General features: G+C 69.0%; 20 protein-coding genes. 9 read left to right on the top strand and 11 right to left on the bottom strand.

Features of this window, described 5'->3' with window-relative positions:
• The 6 genes from WD026_RS01110 to WD026_RS01085 form a co-directional block, all read right to left on the bottom strand.
• Positions 1-1,011: a FecCD family ABC transporter permease gene (locus WD026_RS01110; RefSeq protein ID WP_425721822.1), complete on the bottom strand. Its 1,011-nt coding sequence runs from the start codon at positions 1,009-1,011 to the stop codon at positions 1-3.
• Position 1,012: 1 nt separating this feature from the next.
• Entirely contained in the window at positions 1,013-2,095 is a 1,083-nt protein-coding gene (locus tag WD026_RS01105; RefSeq protein ID WP_425721821.1) for an iron ABC transporter substrate-binding protein, read from the bottom strand.
• Positions 2,076-2,813 carry a molybdate ABC transporter substrate-binding protein gene (locus tag WD026_RS01100; RefSeq protein ID WP_425721820.1) on the bottom strand — a complete coding sequence of 246 codons (738 nt, stop codon included), beginning with the start codon at positions 2,811-2,813 and terminating at the stop codon, positions 2,076-2,078. Before WD026_RS01100 ends, WD026_RS01105 begins: the two co-directional genes overlap by 20 nt.
• 143 nt (positions 2,814-2,956) lie before the next feature.
• Complete coding sequence (locus tag WD026_RS01095) at positions 2,957-3,757, bottom strand: extracellular solute-binding protein (protein ID WP_425723176.1); 801 nt, start codon at positions 3,755-3,757, stop codon at positions 2,957-2,959.
• A gap of 20 nt (positions 3,758-3,777) precedes the next feature.
• Entirely contained in the window at positions 3,778-4,545 is a 768-nt protein-coding gene (locus WD026_RS01090; RefSeq protein ID WP_425723175.1) for a phosphate ABC transporter ATP-binding protein, read from the bottom strand.
• A gap of 5 nt (positions 4,546-4,550) precedes the next feature.
• Positions 4,551-5,279, bottom strand: coding sequence for an ABC transporter permease (locus WD026_RS01085; protein WP_425721819.1), 729 nt, complete (start codon positions 5,277-5,279; stop codon positions 4,551-4,553).
• Positions 5,280-5,396: 117 nt separating this feature from the next.
• Between WD026_RS01085 and WD026_RS01080 the strand changes: the two genes are divergently transcribed.
• On the top strand, positions 5,397-6,512 hold the full coding sequence (locus WD026_RS01080; RefSeq protein ID WP_425721818.1) for a substrate-binding domain-containing protein: 1,116 nt from the start codon (positions 5,397-5,399) through the stop codon (positions 6,510-6,512).
• A 16-nt stretch (positions 6,513-6,528) separates the two neighbouring features.
• On the opposite strand, the gene WD026_RS01075 is transcribed toward WD026_RS01080, so the two are convergent.
• Positions 6,529-7,569, bottom strand: a complete 1,041-nt coding sequence (locus WD026_RS01075) for an MBL fold metallo-hydrolase (RefSeq protein ID WP_425721817.1) — start codon at positions 7,567-7,569, stop codon at positions 6,529-6,531.
• 321 nt (positions 7,570-7,890) lie between these two features.
• Between WD026_RS01075 and WD026_RS01070 the strand changes: the two genes are divergently transcribed.
• Complete coding sequence (locus tag WD026_RS01070; RefSeq protein ID WP_425721816.1) at positions 7,891-8,796, top strand: aspartate/glutamate racemase family protein; 906 nt, start codon at positions 7,891-7,893, stop codon at positions 8,794-8,796.
• Between the two features lie 12 nt (positions 8,797-8,808).
• Here WD026_RS01070 and WD026_RS01065 read toward each other — a convergent pair whose 3' ends face one another.
• The gene (locus WD026_RS01065) at positions 8,809-9,699 is read right to left on the bottom strand and encodes an amino acid ABC transporter substrate-binding protein (RefSeq protein WP_425721815.1); all 891 of its coding nucleotides are present in this window, start codon (positions 9,697-9,699) and stop codon (positions 8,809-8,811) included.
• 122 nt (positions 9,700-9,821) lie between these two features.
• Entirely contained in the window at positions 9,822-11,033 is a 1,212-nt protein-coding gene (coaBC, locus tag WD026_RS01060; protein ID WP_425721814.1) for a bifunctional phosphopantothenoylcysteine decarboxylase/phosphopantothenate--cysteine ligase CoaBC, read from the bottom strand.
• A 103-nt stretch (positions 11,034-11,136) separates the two neighbouring features.
• Here coaBC and WD026_RS01055 point away from each other — a divergent pair, with 103 nt between their 5' ends.
• Genes WD026_RS01055 through WD026_RS01030 form a run of 6 tightly spaced genes read left to right on the top strand, consistent with a single transcriptional unit; the run spans position 11,137 to position 16,294 of the window.
• A complete protein-coding gene (locus tag WD026_RS01055; RefSeq protein ID WP_425721813.1) occupies positions 11,137-12,783 on the top strand; it encodes a CTP synthase in 1,647 nt (548 codons plus the stop codon).
• A gap of 16 nt (positions 12,784-12,799) precedes the next feature.
• On the top strand, positions 12,800-13,657 hold the full coding sequence (kdsA, locus tag WD026_RS01050) for a 3-deoxy-8-phosphooctulonate synthase (RefSeq protein WP_425721812.1): 858 nt from the start codon (positions 12,800-12,802) through the stop codon (positions 13,655-13,657).
• 14 nt (positions 13,658-13,671) lie between these two features.
• Positions 13,672-13,959, top strand: coding sequence for a DUF1330 domain-containing protein (locus WD026_RS01045; RefSeq protein WP_302173886.1), 288 nt, complete (start codon positions 13,672-13,674; stop codon positions 13,957-13,959).
• Between the two features lie 33 nt (positions 13,960-13,992).
• Positions 13,993-15,276, top strand: coding sequence for a phosphopyruvate hydratase (gene eno, locus WD026_RS01040; RefSeq protein ID WP_425721811.1), 1,284 nt, complete (start codon positions 13,993-13,995; stop codon positions 15,274-15,276).
• 7 nt (positions 15,277-15,283) lie between these two features.
• Complete coding sequence (locus WD026_RS01035; RefSeq protein WP_425721810.1) at positions 15,284-15,589, top strand: septum formation initiator family protein; 306 nt, start codon at positions 15,284-15,286, stop codon at positions 15,587-15,589.
• Between the two features lie 6 nt (positions 15,590-15,595).
• On the top strand, positions 15,596-16,294 hold the full coding sequence (locus tag WD026_RS01030) for an AAA family ATPase (RefSeq protein WP_425721809.1): 699 nt from the start codon (positions 15,596-15,598) through the stop codon (positions 16,292-16,294).
• Positions 16,295-16,300: 6 nt separating this feature from the next.
• On the opposite strand, the gene WD026_RS01025 is transcribed toward WD026_RS01030, so the two are convergent.
• Together WD026_RS01025 and WD026_RS01020 are read right to left on the bottom strand one after the other, a co-directional pair.
• Complete coding sequence (locus WD026_RS01025) at positions 16,301-17,281, bottom strand: Hsp33 family molecular chaperone HslO (protein ID WP_425721808.1); 981 nt, start codon at positions 17,279-17,281, stop codon at positions 16,301-16,303.
• A gap of 35 nt (positions 17,282-17,316) precedes the next feature.
• Positions 17,317-17,841, bottom strand: a complete 525-nt coding sequence (locus tag WD026_RS01020) for a gamma carbonic anhydrase family protein (protein WP_425721807.1) — start codon at positions 17,839-17,841, stop codon at positions 17,317-17,319.
• A 38-nt stretch (positions 17,842-17,879) separates the two neighbouring features.
• Between WD026_RS01020 and WD026_RS01015 the strand changes: the two genes are divergently transcribed.
• A complete protein-coding gene (locus WD026_RS01015) occupies positions 17,880-18,761 on the top strand; it encodes a ferritin-like domain-containing protein (RefSeq protein ID WP_425721806.1) in 882 nt (293 codons plus the stop codon).
• The last annotated feature ends 112 nt before the right edge of the window (positions 18,762-18,873 follow it).

Genomic DNA, 18,873 nt, shown 5'->3' with positions numbered 1-18,873 from the left:
TCAGCCCCAGCCCGCCTGCGAACGCCGCAGCAGCACGATGAAGAACGGCGAGCCCACCAGCGCGGTCAGGATGCCCAGCGGAATCTCCACCGGCGCCAGGGTGCGGGCCAGGGTGTCGATGAACAGCAGGAAGCCGCCGCCCAGGCAGGCGCAGGCCGGCAGCAGCCGCACGAACGAGGGCCCCACCAGAAAACGCGCCAGGTGCGGCACCACCAGCCCCACCCAGCCCACGATGCCGGCCGCCGCCACGCTGGCCGATGTCACCAGGGTGGCCGCCATCACGATGGCCGCGCGCAGCAGCACGGTGCGGGCGCCCAGGGCACGGGCCTCTTCGTCGGGCAGCGACATCACGTCCAGCCGCCAGCGCAGCGCCAGCAGCAGCACCGTGCCCACGCCCACCGGCACCAGCAGCGCCGGCAGGTCGGCCGCATGCGCGCCGGCCAGGCTGCCCAGCAGCCAGAAGGTCATGGCCGGCAGCTGGTTGTACGGGTCGGCCAGGCTTTTCACCAGACCGATGCCCGCGCCCAGCAGCGAGCCCACCACCACACCGGCCAGCAGCAGCACCAGCACCGGGTCGCCCTGCCGCACCCGGCTGCCCACCAGGTACACCAGGCCCACCGCCAGCAGGCCGCCGGCAAAGGCCGATGCCTGGATGGCCAGCAGGCCCACCGAGGCGTAGATGCCGAGCACCGCACCCAGCGCCGAGCCGGCCGAGGCACCCAGGATGTCGGGCGACACCAGCGGGTTGCGGAACAGCCCCTGAAACGCCGCACCGGCCAGGGCCAGCGCGGCACCCACGGCCACCGCCGCCAGCACGCGCGGGCCCCGGATCTGCCACAGCACCGTCTGCAGCGCCTCGCTGCCCTGCCCTTGCAGGCTGGCCAGCACATCGGCCGGACTGATGGGCGTGCGACCGACGCACAGGGCCAGCAGCACCATGAGCAGCAACACCAGCACGGCCCAGGCCGTGCCACCGCGCAGACCGTCGGTGCGGGGCGCCGGCAGGTTCATGTCAGTCGCGTCCGGCCAGCACGCGCTGCACCTGGGCCGGGCTCAGATCGACCTGGTAGAACAGCCGGTAGAAGTCGCGCGCGATGGTGCGCAGGTCTTCCGGAAACTGCGCCGGCAGCACCTTCTGGCCGATCCACCACAAGCCCGGCAGCCGGTTCACCCCGGGCGGAAAGTCCACCCAGCCGAACGGCAGCTTGGGCGAAAGGTGCACCCGACCGTTCTTGACGGCGCTCACGCTGCGCCACAGCGGGTTGTTGCACACCGTCTGCGCAAAGGTCTGGTCGATGGTGATGATGACCTGCGGGTCCCAGGCCAGCACCTGCTCCAGCGGCACGCGCGCCAGCCCGCCCTGCAGGCCCTGCGCCACATGGCCCAGGCCCATGGCGTCGAACATCTCCACATTGATGGAGCCGCCCAGCCCGGTCTCCAGGCCCAGCGGGCCGCGTGCAAAGTACACGCGCGGCCGCTGTTCGCGCGGCACGCGGGCCACCCGTTCACGCACGGTGCGCAGCGTGGTCTCGGCATAGCGGGCCAGGGCCTCGGCCCGGGCGGTGCGCCCGGTGAGCCGGCCCAGGATGCGATAACTCTCGGGCACGGCATCGAGCCGGCCATCCAGCAGTGCGTAGGGAATGCGGGTCTGCGCCTGCACCCGGTCGGCCAGCTCCACGAAGGTCGGCCGCACCGAACCGGTGTCGACGATCAGGTCGGGCTGCAGGCCGATCACGGTTTCCAGGTTGGCGCTGTTGCCGCGCCCGGTGAGCCGCCCGATCTCGGGCCGGCTGCCCACGCCGGGCAACAGGAACTCGATTTCTTCCGGCCGGTTGGCGCGCGGCCAGCCCAGCAGCGCGTCGGGTGCCAGCGTGTACACCGCAATGGCCGCGGGCGGGCCGGCCGGGAAGATGCGTTGCACCCGCGCCGGGGCCGGCACCGGACGGCCCGCGCTGTCGGTGACGGGTTGCGGGCGATCGGGCGATGGTTGCTGCGCCCAAGCCGGCAGCGCCTGGCCCAAGGCCAGCGCCGCGCCGGCCTGCAGCCAGCGGCGACGCGGCCACCCGGAGCGCCGTTCAGGGAGCGCCGAAGCCATACCGGGCGAACACCGCCTGGGCCGGCGGCTGCAGCAGGGCCTGGGCAAAGGCCGCAGCGGCCGGCGGCGCATCGCGCTTCACGGTCAGGCCATAGGCTGCCCCCACCTGCAGCGACGGCGGCACCGCCACCACCTTCAGGCGCGGCAGCTGGCGCTGCGCCGCCACGGCGTTGGTGCAGTAGGTCAGGAACACGTCGGCCTGGCGCTGGTCCATGACCCACTCGTAGGTGCCGCGGCCGGCCGGCGGGCGCGGCGAATCCGGGCCACCGGTGAGCTGGAGCGCCTTGCGGTCCAGCGTGGCATAGGCGCCGGGCTGCAGCGTGTCGGCACGGCGGAACAGCTCCCAGGCGTAGTCGCCCGAGGGATCGGCCTTGGGCGTGGACGTGCCCAGCTTGATGGCCGGGTCCAGCAGCGTGACCAGCAATCGGTCGGGCGAGGTGTTGACCTCGGCCTGGGTGAGCGCGCACAGGCTGTTGCGCACGAACACCTGCGGCGCCTGCCAGGCACCCCCAGCGGCCAGCCGCTGCGGATGCTGCGTGTCGGCCGAGGCAAACACCTGCGCCGCCTCGCCTTTTTCGATGCGTTCCCGCAGCAGCCCCGAGGCCGCGAACGTGACCTGCACCTTCTGACCGGTGAGCACCTCATGGTCGCGTGCGATCTCGGTCAGCACCTCACGCAGGCTGCCGGCAGCAAAGACGGCCACCGGCGTGGAAGACACGGGAGCAGGAGCAGGCGACGTCATGGCACAGCCTGTCAGGAAGAGAGGAAGCCCCATCCAGAACGCCACGGATCGGGCTCCGCCCGTCCGTCGGCGTTGCCCCCTTGAGGGGGTGACGCGCCGAAGGCGCGGCGCGGGGGTGTTCATTTGACGGCGTTGGGGAAGAAGAGCTGTTCGCCGCCGATCTTGTAGGCGGCGATCGAAGCCTGGCCGGCCGGGCCGGTGACCCAGTCCACGAACTTCTGGCCCTCGGCGGTCTTGACCTGCGGGTGCTTGGCGGCGCTCACCAGCATCACGCCGTACTGGTTGAACAGGCGCTGGTCGCCTTCGACCAGGATGGCCAGGTCGGCGCGGTTCTTGAAGTTCAGCCAGGTGCCGCGGTCAGCCAGCACATAGGCGCCCTGGGCGGCACTGGCCGCGATGTTCAGGGCCGGGCCCATGCCGCAGCCGCATTCCTTGTAGCCGCTGCCCTTGTTGGCGTCGGTGTCGGTCATCTTCCAGAAGCGCAGTTCGGCGGCGTGGGTGCCGCTCTTGTCACCGCGCGAGATGAAGGGGGCGTTGGCGGTGGCGACCTTCTTGAGCGCGGCCACGATGTCGCGGCCCTTGGTGCCGGCCGGGTCGGCCTTGGGGCCGATCAGCACGAAGTCGTTGTACATGACCTCCTGGCGCTTGGCGGCAAAGCCGTCGGCCACAAACTTTTCTTCGGCCACCTTGTCGTGCACGAACAGCACGTCGGCATCACCGCGGCGGGCCATGTCGATGGCCTGGCCGGTGCCCAGGGCCACCACTTTCACGTCGATGCCGGTGGCCTTCTTGAACTCGGGCAGCAGGTGGCCGAACAGGCCCGACTGCTCGGTCGAGGTGGTGGATGCGATCACGATGCTGGCCTGCGCCAGCGCGGTCGCGCTGCCCAGCAGGGCCGAGGTGCCGACGACGGCGGCGATCACGAGTTGCTTGAAACGGATCACAGGGCTTCTCCTTGAACAAAAAGATGGGCCTGCGGGCAGGTGGCGCGCAGGAGGTCGTGGTTGAAGAAATCGTTGACGGGCAGGTCGGCCAGCAGGCGGCCCTGCTCCAGGTAGACCACCCGGCTGGCCAGGCGCTTGACCTGGCCCAGGTTGTGGCTGCTGAACACCAGGGTGGGCGCGCGGCCGCTGGCGGTGCCGGCCTGGGTGAAGGCGGCAATCAGGGCCTCGACCTCGCGTTTGGCATGCGGGTCCAGGCTGGCCGTGGGCTCATCCAGCAGCCACACATCGGGCTGCAGCGCCCAGGCCCGGGCCAGGGCCAGCCGCTGCTGCTGGCCGCCCGAGAGGGCGCGCGCGTTGCGGTCGGCGATGTCGGTCAGCTCCACCTTGCCCAGCGCCTCCACCGCCCGCTGCTTCGCCTCGCGCCAGGGCAGGCCCTGCATCCACAGGCCGAGCGCGATGTTGCGGCGCGCACTCAGGCGCAGCATGTGCGGGCGCTGGAACAGCATGGCCACCCGACGCTGGTCGGGGGTGTGGATCTCGCCGGTGGTGGTGGGCTGCAGGCGGTGCAGGGTGCGCAGCAACGTGCTCTTGCCGCTGCCGTTGGCACCCACCAGGGCCACCCGCTCGCCTTCGGCGATGCGCAGGAAGATGTGGTCGAGCGCCGGGCGCCGGCCGGCCGAACCGAGCCGCACCTGCACGCCGCGCAGGTCGAAGCACACCGGGGGCACGGCCGAGGCAGCGGCCTGGGCCAGGGTCTCGGGCATGGGCTTCATGCCGGCACCATGGCCGGCATCAGGCCGTCGGCCCGCTCGCGCCAGCGCCGCAGCACCGACACCAGCGCATTGAGCAGCAGCACCACGGTCATCAGCACCAGCCCCAGGCCCAGGGCCAGCGGCAGGTCGCCCTTGCTGGTTTCCAGCGCGATGGCGGTGGTCATGACACGGGTGAAACCTTCGATGTTGCCGCCCACGATCATGACCGCGCCCACCTCCGAGATGGCCCGGCCGAAGGCAGTGATCAGCACGGTGAGCAGGGCATAACGCTCGTCCCAGGCCAGCAGCAGGCTGCGCAGGCCGGTGCCAGCGCCCAGCGAGCGCAGCTGCTCGCCGTGTTCGCGTTCGGCGTCTTCCACGGCCTGGCGCGTCAGCGCCGTGACCAGCGGCAGCACCAGCACGGCCTGCGCCAGCACCATCGCCTGAAAGCTGAACAGCCAGCCCAGAAAACCCAGCGGGCCGGAGCGCGACAGCAGCAGGTAGATGACCAGGCCGACCACCACGGCCGGCACGGCCAGAAAGGTGTTGAGCACGGTGAGCACGCCGTCGCGCCCACGGAACCGCACCACGCCCAGCCACGCGCCCAGCACGATGCCCACGCTGCAGGCCAGCAGGCAGGCCGTGGCACTGACCGCCAGCGAACGCATGACCACCGTCCACAGGACGGTATCGCCGGAAACGATCAGTTCCAGCGCGGTGACCGCGCTGCTTGCAAAGGTGCTCATGACGGCGGGCAGCTTAAGCGTAAGCATGCCAATCCACGGTACGTGAATTCGCGGTATGAACTGAACAACATAAGTTGCCGGATGCCCCTGCAGCGGCTTGATGCACACTGCGGGTCCATGCGAAGCATCGAGCTCTCCTACACCATCGGCCAACCCCGTCCGCGCGGGCCGGGCGCGCCGACCTTGCTGCGCAACCCCATGATGGATGTGCTGCACGCGGTGCGCACCCAGGGTTCGATCTCGGCGGCCGCACGCAGCATCGGCCTGTCGTACCGCCATGTGTGGGGCCAGCTGCGCGAATGGGAAGTGGAGCTCGGCCAGCCCCTGATCTTCTGGGAGCGCGGCCAGGCGGCGCGGCTCACCCCGTTCGGCGAACGCCTGCTCACCGCCGAACGCCTGGCCCAGGCCCGGCTGGGCCCGCAGCTGGAACACCTGCGGGCCGAGATCGAACGGGCGTTCTCGCGCGTGCTCGACGGCGAGAGCGAGGCCGATGCCGGCCAGCAGGACCTGCTCACGCTGTATGCCAGCCACGACCTGGCCCTGTCGGTGCTGCAGGAGCACGCCGCCCAGTCCAGCGAACGCCTGCACCTGGACATCCGTTTCTGCGGCAGCGTGGACGCCATCCGCGCGCTCAACGAAGGCCGCTGCTCGCTGGCGGCCTTCCATACCCAGCCGTTTGCTGCTGCCGGCAGCCTGAGTGCGCGCACCTACCGGCCGCTGCTCAAGCCCGGCCTGCACAAGATCATCGGTTTTGCCCGCCGCTCACAGGGCCTGATGGTGGCGCCGGGCAACCCGCTGCGGCTGCGCGACATGGACGACGTGGCCCGCCTGCAGGCGCGCTTCGTCAACCGCGCCCTGGGCACCGGCACCCGGCTGCTGGTGGACGAGCTGCTGCTGCAGGCGCAGCTGCTGGAGGCCGACATCGAGGGCTACCACCGCATCGAAGGTTCGCACGCCGCAGTGGCCATGGCGGTGGTCGGCGGCACGGCCGATGTGGGCGTGGGCACCGAGTACGCAGCACGACAACACGGGCTGGACTTCATTCCGCTGGTGCAGGAGCGCTACCTGCTGGTGTGCCTGAAGACCTCGCTGGAGACGCCGGCCATGCAGCGCCTGCTGCAGCACCTGACCAGCCCGGCCTGGGCGCAGCGGCTGCTGACCCTGCCCGGCTACGCGCCCGACCACTGCGGCGAGGTGGCCTCGATGAAGCGCCTGCTGCCCTGGTGGACCTGAGCCCCCGGCCCTGGCCTCAGAAGGCTTCCTTCTCGGCCTCCAGGTAGGCCAGGCTGATGTACTTGCCGATGTTGCTCTCGAAGCCCTGCATGCCGGCCGAGCGCGAGGCCACGCGGGGATCGCGCAGCACGGCGGCACGGGCGGCGTCCATGGGCGCGCCGTCCTTGACGGCCTGCACGCAGGGCTCGTAGATGCCGGCCATGAAATCGCCATAGTCCTTCAGCAGCGTCTTCGACGGCAGGCCGTGCCCCGGCAGCCAGGTCTGCTCACCGGCGGCCTTCTGCAGCGCCGCGTAGTACTTGAAGGTACCCACATAGGAGCCGTCGTCGATGTTGGCGATGCGGTTGTTCATGGCCACGTCGCCCACATAGGTCACGCGGTCTTCCACCACCTCCATGCTCAGATCGGACGGCGTGTGCGCGGTGCCGTAGTGGTGCAGCCGGATGCGGGTGTCGCCGAAGTCGAAGACCTGGGCATGCTCCACCGTGCGGTTGGGCACCACCACCTGCGTGCCCAGCGTGGCGCCCTGGGTCCAGCGCTCCATCATGCTGCGCCAGCCGCTGCCCTCGGTGCCGGCGATCTGCTCGCGGGTGTGGGCCAGGGCATGGATGGGCAGCTCGCGGCCGAACGCATTGACGAAGGCATGGTTGCCCAGCCAGTGGTCACCGTGGTAGTGGCTGTTGAAGACCGCCACCACCGGCCGGTCGGTGACGGTGCGGATCATGCGGATGGCCATCTCGCCGATCTGCAGCGAGCAGCCGGAATCGAGCATGACCACACCCTGCTGCGTCACGACGAACACGATGTTGGCCATCAGGCCCTGGTTGGCGGCGGTGGGAAAACCATCGCGCGCATGCACCAGCCAGACCCGTTGCGACACCTGCTGCGGCGGCACGTCGGGCACTTTGGGACCGGCGATGAAGCTTTGCGCCTGCTGGGCAAACAGGCGTGCGTCTGGAAAAGCGGCCAGACCGACTGCGGCGCATGTCGAGCCGCCGGCCAGCCGAAGCCAGTCCCGGCGCCGGATGCAGGCGGGCGGCGTCTGGTTCATGGACATCAGGAATCTCCTGTTTATATAAGCAATTAATTATTTAAACACAGCTTGCAGCGCAAGAACGTGATCGGCCCACCGCGCCGATCACCCAAACCTCAGAAGAAATCACGGCCCCGATGTGTCCCATGGCCTACCGCCATTCACGCCGGAGTCCAGATGATTCGCCGCTCAGTTGCCCAGACGTCCACCCCTTTCCTTTCCGTATCTCAGGCACCGCTGGATCCTGGGTCACCCCCTGATGAAAGACCTTCACGTCCACGCATCCCGACCCGCTGGCGCTGGACCGACGCCGCCACCGCGCAACGGGCGTTGACCGAGACCTATGTGACCGAGCTGCACGCCCATGCCCGGCAGATCGCGCATCTGCAAGGCCGTATGGCGCGCGATCAGGACTTCCCCGTGGAACTGCTGCGGTGCGTGCCACCAGATGCTCGCCGGTCCCCACTCCTGATCGTCGGTGGCATGGGGCCGCTGGCAGGAGTGCAGGCCCTGCAGACTGCGCTGGAGCGTTTCGGACATGAACGCGAAATCGTCCTGTTGCAGTTGTGTAGCGTGCCCGACCGGACTCAGGCACTGGCAGAGGACGACCAGCTGGGGCTGCCTTCGGCCCTGCACCATGAAGTGGTGGAAGCGCTGCACCAGGGCATTGCCGCTGCAGAGGCCGAACTGGAAACCCGTCACCTCGGTCCGGCCCATGTCGTCGTCGCGTGCAACACGGCGCACAACTTCGTGCCCGAGGTCATCGAGCGAAATCAGCTTCGGGACCCGCCTGGCTGGCGATTGCAGTCGATGGTGACCTGCGTGAGCCGGGCGCTGGCCGATACAGCTGGCACGGGGGGCCAGCCAGTGCTGGTCCTGGGCACCGATGGGACTCTCAAGACTCGGCTCTACCTCGATCCGCTGCAATCGGGCGGAGTACGCTGCGTGGTACCGGACACCGTTGCCCAGAACAGCCTGATGGCTGCCATCTACCAGGGAGTCAAGGCCTTCGACCCGGATGCCGTGCTGCACCATGGGCAGGCGCTGTTCCGACAGCTGATCGCAACGGGTTCGGTGGGGCCAGAGCAACGCATTGTGGTGCTCTGTGCATGCACCGAAGTGCCCGATATCGTGAACACGCTACGCGATCGGGGCGACCCCGATGTGCGGGACCTGCTGGTTCGGGCGACGGTGGCGGACCCGCTTCGCATCACCCTGGATCACATCGGCCGGCTGGATGCCGGCCGATGAGCATGGGCGACATTACTGGGCAGGCTGGTCAGACAGGTTCTTGAGGTTCGCCCTCAGTTCTTCACTCATGGGGGCATTCAGGTTGATGCCCTTGGGCGGGATCGGTGACTCGAACCACTTCTTGTACAAAGCGGCGAACTCACCGGTCCGGATCAGATCCTTCAGCGTGTCGTCCACCAGCTTCTTGAAGGCTGGATCGTCCTTGCGCAGCATGATGGCGTAGGGCTCGACCTGAATCGGCTCGCCGACCACCGCCAGCGAGGCCGGATTGACAGCGCTGGCACGCACCCCGTAGAGCAGGATGTCGTCCATGCCGAAGGCATCGGCCCGGCCCTGCTGCACCAGCAAAGCGGATTCGGCATGGTCCTTCGCGGCCATCAGGTCGAAGCCCAGCCCCTGGTCGGCGTTGAGCTTGCGCAGGACCTGCAAGTTGCTGGTCCCGGTCGTGGACACCACCTTGCGGCCTTTGAGATCGGTCACCGATCGCACCGGCGAGTCGGCCTTCACCAGGAAGCGCGTGCCGGTGTAGAAGTAGTTGATGCTGAAGGCGACCTGCTTGTTGCGCTCGGGATTGTTGGTGGTGGAACCGCATTCAATGTCGACGGTGCCATTGGTCAGCAGGGGAATGCGGTTCTGGGCGGTGATGGCCTGGGTCCTGACGACGAGATCACCGCGGCCGGTGACCCGTCGGACCTGCTCGACGATACGTCCGCAGATGTCCCATCCAAAACCGGTGGGCTGGGCATCGGCCCCCAGGTAAGAGAAGGGGAGCGACGCCTCGCGGTAGGCGACAGTGATGGCGCCGGAGGCCTTGACCTTGTCCAGTGTGGATGGCGACTGGGCCATGGCCGGGCTCGACAGCGCAAAAGCAAGGCAGGACAGCAGGGATCGGTGCAGGAGCATGGAGGATTCCGGTAAGGGTTGATGGATGCCGAAGTGAATACTTTGGTACTCAAATTGGCGCTCGCAATATACCCATCGGCAGGCGCTCGGGCCACGCCGTCCGGAAGCTCGTCGTCGAGGATTCAGCTCAAACGCCGCGCAATCTCTCCCACCAGCTGCCGCGCCAGGCTGAGCTTGTCGGCACGCGGCAGCTCGGTGCTGCCGTGCGCGTCCACCAGCAGCAGCGCGTTGTCGTCGCGGCCGAAGGTGTCCGGCCCGATGTTGCCCACCAGCAGCGGCACGCCCTTGCGTTCGCGCTTGGCCTGGGCATGGGCCAGCAGGTCGTGGCTTTCGGCGGCAAAGCCTACGCAATACAGGGCGCCGCTGCGGGCGCGCTGGCTGGCGGCCACGCCGGCCAGGATGTCGGGGTTCTCGACGAAGGCCAGGGCCGGCACCGCGCCCGAGCCGTCCTTCTTGAGCTTCTGGTCGGCCGCGCTGGCCGGGCGCCAGTCGGCCACGGCGGCGGCCGACACGAACACGTCGGCCCGGGGCGTTGCGGCCTGCACGGCGGCCTGCATGTCCAGGGCCGACCGCACGTCGATGCGCTGCACGCCGCGCGGCGTGGGCAGGCCCACCGGCCCGGCCACCAGCGTGACCTGCGCCCCGGCCTCGTGCGCTGCGCGGGCGATGGCGAAACCCATCTTGCCGCTGGACAGGTTCGTCAGGCCCCGCACCGGGTCGATGGCCTCGAAGGTGGGGCCGGCCGTGATCAGCACGTGGCGTCCCTGCAGGGATTTCGGCTGTAAGTGGCGCTGCACCTCATACAGCAGCTCGTCCGGCTCCAGCATGCGGCCGTCACCGGTCTCGCCACAGGCCTGGTCGCCCACGCCCACCCCCAGCACCACGGCGCCGTCGGCCTGCACCTGGGCCACATTGCGCTGCGTGGCGGGGTGTGCCCACATCTCGCGGTTCATGGCCGGGGCCAGCAGCAGCGGCACGCGTTCGATCGGGCGGGCCAGGCACAACAGGGACAGCAGGTCGTCGGCCCGGCCCTGGGCCAGGCGGGCGATGAAGTCGGCACTCGCCGGCGCCACCACCACCACATCGGCCTCGCGGCCCAGGTTGATGTGCGGCATGTGGTTGGGCTGGCGCTCGTCCCACTGCGACAGGTACACCGGCCGGCCGGAGAGCGCCTGCAGGGTGGCCACGGTGATGAAGCGGGTGGCCGATTCGGTCATGACCACCTGCACGGTGGCACCGTCCTTGACGAGGGCCCGGCAGAAATCGGCCGCCTTGTAACAGGCGATGCCGCCGGAAAGGCCCAGAACCACGTGTTTTCCGCTCAGATCGTTCATGCCGCGCAATGTAGCAGGGGCCAGCCTGCGCGGCCGGGTGCCCCGGGGGGGCCCCCTATAATTCCCATTTCCACCTCCTGCGGGCAAGCGGCTCGCCCGAGTCATGACCAAATTCGTGTTCGTCACCGGCGGTGTGGTGTCCTCCCTGGGCAAGGGCATTGCTTCTGCTTCTCTTGCCGCGCTGCTTGAATCGCGCGGCCTCAACGTCACCCTCATCAAGCTCGACCCGTACATCAACGTGGACCCGGGCACCATGTCGCCCTTCCAGCACGGCGAGGTGTTCGTCACCGACGACGGCGCCGAGACCGACCTCGATCTGGGCCACTACGAGCGTTTCATCGAAACGCGCATGCGCAAGAGCAACAACTTCACCACCGGCAAGATCTACCAGTCGGTGCTGGAGAAGGAACGCCGGGGCGACTACCTCGGCAAGACGGTGCAGGTGATCCCGCACGTCACCAACGAGATCCAGGAATTCATCCAGCGCGGCGCCGGCATCGGCACGCCTGACGCGGTGGACGTGGCCATCGTGGAAATCGGCGGCACCGTGGGCGACATCGAGTCCCTGCCCTTCCTGGAGGCCGTGCGCCAGATGAGCCTGCGCATGGGCCCGAACAACTCGGCCTTCGTGCACCTGAGCTACGTGCCCTGGATCGCGGCGGCCGGCGAGCTCAAGACCAAGCCCACCCAGCACACCGCCCAGAAGCTGCGCGAGATCGGCATCCAGGCCGACGCCCTGCTGTGCCGCGCCGACCGCCGCATCCCCGACGAGGAACGCGCCAAGATCAGCCTGTTCAGCAACGTGCCCGAGTGGGGCGTGATCAGCATGTGGGACGTGGACACCATCTACAAGGTGCCGCGCATGCTGCACGAGCAGGGCCTGGACGGCCTGGTGTGCGACAAGCTGCGCCTGAACACGCCGCCGGCCAACCTCAAGCGCTGGGACCAGCTGGTGCACGAGGTGGAACACCCGCAGGCCACCGTGACCATTGCCATGGTGGGCAAGTACGTCGACCTGTCGGACAGCTACAAGTCCCTCAACGAGGCGCTGCGCCATGCCGGCATGAAGAACCATGCCAAGGTGAAGATCGAGTACATCGACTCCGAAACCCTCACCCCGGACAACGTGGCCGAGGTGCTGGGCCGTTTCGACGCCATCCTGGTGCCCGGCGGCTTCGGCAAGCGCGGCACCGAGGGCAAGATCTGCGCCGCCCGTTTTGCCCGCGAACACAAGGTGCCGTATCTGGGCATCTGCCTGGGCATGCAGGTGGCCACCATCGAATACGCGCGCCATGTGGCGGGCCTGACGGGTGCCAACAGCACCGAGTTCGACCCCGACACCCCGCACCCGGTGATCGCCCTCATCACCGAGTGGAAGGACGCCGACGGCAGCATCCAGCAGCGCGACGCCAGCTCCAACCTGGGCGGCACCATGCGCCTGGGCGCCCAGAGCTCCGACGTGGCCCCCGGCACCATCGCCCACAGCATCTACGGCCCGGTGGTCACCGAGCGCCACCGCCACCGCTACGAAGCCAACGTGAACTACCTCGACCGCCTGCGCCAGGCCGGTCTGGTGATCTCGGCCCTGACCCAGCGCGAGCAGCTCACCGAGATCGTCGAGCTGCCGCAGAGCGTGCACCCCTGGTACGTGGGCGTGCAGTTCCACCCCGAGTTCAAGTCCACCCCCTGGGACGGTCATCCGCTGTTCAACGCCTATGTGCGGCAGGCGCTGACCCGCCACAAGTCCTGATGCCGGAGGCCACCCCATGAAGCTCTGCGGATTCGACGTCGGTCTGGACCGGCCCTTCTTCCTGATCGCCGGTCCCTGCGTGATCGAGTCCGAGCAGCTGCAGATGGACGTGGCCGGCCAGCTGCGCGACATCACGGCGAAGCTGGGCATTCCCTTCATCTTCAAGAGCAGCTTCGACAAGGCCAACCGCAGCAGCGGCACCAGCTTCCGCGGCCCGGGCCGCGAGAAGGGCCTGGAGATCCTGGGCCGCATCCGGCGCGAGCTGGGTGTGCCGGTGCTCACCGACGTGCACTCCGAAGACGACATCGCCCCGGCTGCAGCCGTGTGCGACGTGCTGCAGACCCCGGCCTTCCTGTGCCGCCAGACCGACTTCATCCACGCCGTGGCCCGCAGCGGCAAGCCGGTGAACATCAAGAAGGGGCAGTTCCTGGCGCCGCACGACATGAAGAACGTGATCGACAAGGCCCGTGCCGCCGCGCGCGAGGCCGGCCTGGACGAGGACCGCTTCATGGCCTGCGAACGTGGTGCGAGCTTCGGCTACAACAACCTGGTGAGCGACATGCGGTCGCTGGCCATCATGCGCGAGACCGCTGCGCCGGTGGTGTTCGATGCCACCCACAGCGTGCAGCTGCCCGGTGGCCAGGGCACCAGCAGCGGCGGCCAGCGCGAGATGGTGCCGGTGCTGGCCCGCGCCGCCGTGGCGGTGGGTGTGGCCGGCCTCTTCATGGAGACCCACCCCGACCCGGCCAAGGCCCTGTCGGACGGCCCCAACGCCGTGCCCCTGAAGCACATGCCGGCGCTGCTGGAGACACTCATGGCACTCGACGCCGTGACCAAGCGCAACGGCTTCCTCGAAAACGATTTCAACCACTGACCACCCCGCCCACCATGCCCGCCTACCTGATTGCCGACGTCACCGTCACCAACGAAGAACAGATGAAGGTCTACCGCGAGTGGAGCACCCGCGCCATGCAGGAGCACGGCGCCGAGGTGCTGGCCCGTGGTGGCCGCACCGAGCAGCTCGAAGGCGGCTGGGCGCCGCAGCGCATCGTGGTGCTGAAGTTCAAGGACCTGGCCGCCGCCCGTGCCTACTACGACTCCGAGACCTACACCCGGGCCCGGGAAGCCCGCGAGGGCGCCGGCTCGATCCGCATGATCGCCGTCGAAGGCGTCTGATCCCGTTTTTTCATCTCCAAGGCAGAAGAACCCATGAGTGCAATCGTTGACATCGTTGGCCGCGAAGTGCTGGACAGCCGCGGCAATCCCACCGTCGAGTGCGACGTGCTGCTGGAATCCGGCGTGATGGGCCGGGCCGCCGTGCCCTCGGGCGCCTCCACCGGCAGCCGCGAGGCCATCGAGCTGCGCGACGGCGACAAGAGCCGCTACCTCGGCAAGGGCGTGCTGCGCGCGGTCGAGAACATCAACACCGAGATCAGCGAAGCCGTGCTGGGCCTGGACGCCTCCGAACAGGCCTTCCTGGACAAGACCCTGATCGACCTGGACGGCACCGACAACAAGGGCCGCCTGGGCGCCAACGCCATGCTGGCCGTGTCCATGGCCGTGGCCCGCGCTGCGGCCGAAGAGGCCGGCCTGCCGCTCTACCGCTACTTCGGCGGCATGAACGCGGTGCAGATGCCGGTGCCCATGATGAACGTGGTCAACGGTGGCGCACACGCCAACAACAACCTGGACCTGCAGGAACTCATGATCATCCCGGTGGGCGCACCGAGCTTCCGCGAAGCCCTGCGCTGGGGTGCCGAGGTGTTCCACGCGCTCAAGAAGATCATCCACGACAAGGGCATGAGCATCGCCGTGGGCGACGAAGGCGGCTTTGCCCCCAACGTGCCCAGCCACGAGGCCGCGCTGCAGATGATCCTGGAAGCCATCGACAAGGCCGGCTACACCGCCGGTGAACAGATCGCCCTGGGCCTGGACTGCGCCGCCAGCGAGTTCTACAAGGATGGCAAGTACCACCTGGAGGGCGAAGGCCTGCAGCTCACCGCCGAAGAGTGGACCAACATCCTGGCCACCTGGTGCGACAAGTACCCCATCATCAGCATCGAGGACGGCATGGCCGAAGGCGACTGGGATGGCTGGAAACACCTGACCGAGCGCCTGGGCAAGAAGGTGCAGCTGGTGGGCGACGACCTGTTCGTCACCAACACCAAGATCCTGCAGGAAGGCATCGACAAGGACATCGCCAACTCGATCCTGATCAAGATCAACCAGATCGGCACCCTGACCGAAACCTTCGCCGCCATCGAGATGGCCAAGCGCGCCGGCTACACCGCCGTCATCAGCCACCGCTCGGGCGAGACCGAGGACAACACCATCGCCGACATCGCGGTGGGCACCAACGCCGGCCAGATCAAGACCGGCTCCCTCTCGCGTTCGGACCGCATGGCCAAGTACAACCAGCTGCTGCGCATCGAGGAAGACCTGGGCGACGTGGCGGTCTACCCGGGCCGCGCGGCCTTCTACAACCTGCGCTGATCGCCCCATGGCCAGCCGCCTCATCCCTGCCCTGCTGGTCGGCCTGCTGCTGATGCTGCACGCCCAGCTGTGGCTGGGCCGGGGCAGCGTGCCACGGGTGGCCGAGATGAAGCGCGAGCTGGCCGCGCAGCTGGAAGCCAACGAGCAGGCGCAGCAGCGCAACGACCAGATCGCCAGCGAGGTGCGCGACCTGCAGGAAGGTCTGGACATGGTCGAGGAGCTGGCCCGCCAGGACCTGGGCATGGTGCGGCCCAACGAGATCTTCGTGCAGGTGGCCGCACCGGGCACCGCGCCCGCACGCACCGCACGCTGACCGGCCATGGCCGCCCCGGTCGCTCCGGCCGCTGCCTGCATCGCCTTGCTGGGCGGCGAGTCCAGCGGCAAGTCCACCCTCTCCCTCGCACTGACCCAGGCCCTGCAGGCGCACGGCCTGCGCGTGGCCCTGGTGCCCGAGCACCTGCGCGCCTGGTGCCTGGCCGCCGGCCGCGCCCCGCACGCGCATGAACAGGCGGCCATTGCGGCCGAGCAGGACCGGCAGATTGCCGCCGCCCGCGAGAGCGACGTGGACGTGGTGGTGGCCGACACCACCGGCCTGGTGGTGGCCGCCTACAGCGCGCACTACTTTGCCGACGACGCCTTGTGGCCCGATGCGCTGCAGCGCCAGCGCGGCATCGACCTCACCCTGCTGATGGGCCTGGACCTGCCGTGGCAGCCCGACGGGCTGCTGCGCGACAGCCCGGCGGTGCGGGACGCCATCGACCGCCGCCTGCGCCAGGCGCTGCAGGGCGCCGGCCTGCCCTTCGCGCCGGTGTACGGGCGGGGCCCGCAGCGGCTGGCGCAGGCGCTGCGCGCGGTGCAGAACCGGCTGGGCAGCTCGCTGGGTGATCGGCTGGCCCGGCCCCTGGTGGACCCCGACGAGGTGCTGGAGCAAGGCAGTGGCCGCTGGAGCTGCGAGAACTGCAGCGACCCCGAGTGTGAACACCGGCTGTTCAGCAGCCGGATACGCCAGCGGGGCTGACCCCCGTCAGTGGGTCTGTCGGTTGACGGGCGGCTGCTGGTCGGCCTGCAGGAAGACCTGGGCCGCGTCCACCGGATCGAAGCGGTACTGGGCGCCGCAGAAATCGCAGCCCACTTCCACCCCGCCCTGTTCAGCGATGATGGACTCGACCTCGTCGCGGCCCAGGCTGCGCAGCATGCTGCTCACCCGCTCGCGCGAACAGGTGCAGGCAAAGCGCGGGCCTTGCTCGCCGGTCAGCGGCTCGAAGCGGCGCACGTCCTCTTCCCAGAACAGGCGGTGCAGGATGGTGTCGGCATCCAGGGTGAGCAGTTCCTCGCGCTTGAGGCTGGCGGCCAGGATGGCGATGCGGTTGTAGTCCTCGTTGCGGCCGATGTGGTCTTCGTCGCTGCGGGCCACGCCGCTGCCGGCCAGGTTGGCCTCGCCCTGCAGCGGCAGGCGCTGGATCAGCAGGCCGGCGGCCACCTGGTCGTTGGCGGCCAGCACCAGGCGGGTGTCGAGCTGCTCGCTCTGCAGCATGTAGTGCTCGATGACCTCGCTGATGCGCTCCAGCTTCTCGTGCCGGTCGCCGAACAGCGGCACCACGCCCTGGTAGGGCTGCTGGCCCGGCAGGCGGTCCCTGGGGTCCAGCGTGATGGCGCAGCGCCCCTGGTTGGTGACGTTGACCATGTGCGAGAGCGGCGCGTCCGGTGCCACCTCACCCATGACGGTGGCGGTGGCGCGCAGGGCCAGGTCGGGCTGCACCTCGGCCACGGCCAGCTTGACCGGGCCGTCGCCCATGATCTGCAGCGTGAGCGAGCCGTTGAACTTGATGTTGGCCTGCATCAGGGCGGCAGCGGCCGTCATCTCGCCCAGCAGCTCGGTCACGGCGGCCGGGTAACCACCGGCCTGGGCGCGGCGGCGCAGGATGTCCTGCCAGGCATCGGTCAGGCGGACCAGCATGCCGCGCACCGGCAGGCCTTCAAAGACGAATTTGTGGAGTTCGGACACGGGGGGCTTTCGAGGGGAACGCAGGCAGGTCGGGGTCAGCCGATCTTTTTCAAGCCCTGGCGGTAGCGGCGTGCGTTGTCGATGTAGTGCTCGGCACTGCGGCGCAGGCCGGCGATCTGCTCGGGGCTGAGCGTCTTGATGGCGCGCGCCGGGCTGCCGATGATCATGGAGCCGTCCGGGAATTCCTTGCCCTCGGTCACCAGGGCGCCGGCGCCCACCAGGCAGTGCTTGCCGATCTTCGCGCCATTGAGCACCACCGCGCCGATGCCGATGAGCGATTCGTCGCCGATGGTGCAACCGTGCAGCATGACCTGGTGGCCCACGGTCACGTGGCGGCCGATGGTCAGCGGGAAGCCCACGTCGGCGTGCAGCACGCTGCCGTCCTGCACATTGCTGCCCTCGCCCACGGTGATGGTCTCGGTGTCGCCGCGGATGGTCACGCCGAACCAGACGCTGCTGTCCTCGGCCAGCGTCACGCTGCCCATGACCTGGGCGTTGTCGGCCACCCAGGCGCTGGGGGCCAGCTGGGGAGCGGTTCCGTCGAGTTCGTAGATGGCCATGCGGTGCCTCCGGGGGTATGAAACCTAGAATTGTAGGGATGGCCTCCACCCCCGCCCGCCCCGCTGCCACGCCCGCCCTGCAGGACGCACACGACCTGCGGGCACGCGCGCTGCAGGCGCTGCTGTGCGACGACCCGGCGGCCAAGGCTTCGGCCACGAAGGCCCTGTGGCAGACCCTGCGGGACCTGCAGGCCGTCGGCCAGGCCGATGCGGTGCTGGAACGGCAGGCCGCGCTGGTCCTGCCTGAGCCGGCTGCGCCGCTGCCGGGACGGCCCGGGCGGCCGCTGCTGGTGCCGCCGGCCGACGTGCCGCACCGCACCCCCTTCACCCCCGAGGGACTGGCCGCCCAGCTGCACGCCATTGCCCACATCGAGTTCAACGCCATCAACCTGGCGCTGGACGCGGTCTGGCGCTTCGGTGGCATGCCGGCCGACTACTACCGCGACTGGCTGCGCGTGGCCCACGAGGAAGCCACGCACTTCGGGTTGCTGGCCGGGCTGCTCGGGGACATGGGCCATGCCTATGGCGACTTCAGCGCCCACGACGGGCTGTGGACCATGTGCGTGCGCACCCAGGACGACATCACCGCCCGCATGGCGCTGGTGCCGCGCACGCTCGAAGCCCGGGGCCTGGACGCCACCCCGCTGATCCAGCGCCGGCTGCGGCAGGTGGGCACGCCGCACGCATGCAGGGCGGTGGACATCCTGGACATCATCCTGCGCGACGAGATCGGCCATGTGGCCGTGGGCAACCGCTGGTACGGCTGGCTGTGCGAGCGCCAGGGTCTGGACCCGGTGAGCCATTACCGGCTGCTGGCACGCCGGCATGCGGCGCCCCGGCCGCGCCCGCCGCTCAACGAGGCCGCCCGGCGTGCTGCCGGTTTTTCGGATGTCGAGATGGCCGCACTGATGGCGGAATGAACCCCTGACGGGGGACGCCGCCTGGCCGTTTGTCACGTTTGAGCTGCGTAATCGGGTGTACACCACCGGGTAGTGCATCCAAAAGCGCCTCTCCGACGTAGCATCCCCACCA

The sequence above is a fragment of the Hydrogenophaga sp. R2 genome, assembly GCF_049843595.1.
Classification (GTDB): Bacteria; Pseudomonadota; Gammaproteobacteria; order Burkholderiales; family Burkholderiaceae_C; genus Hydrogenophaga.
The sequence above is the reverse complement of the archived record's forward strand: the minus strand, read 5'-3'. Positions and strand labels throughout refer to the sequence as shown.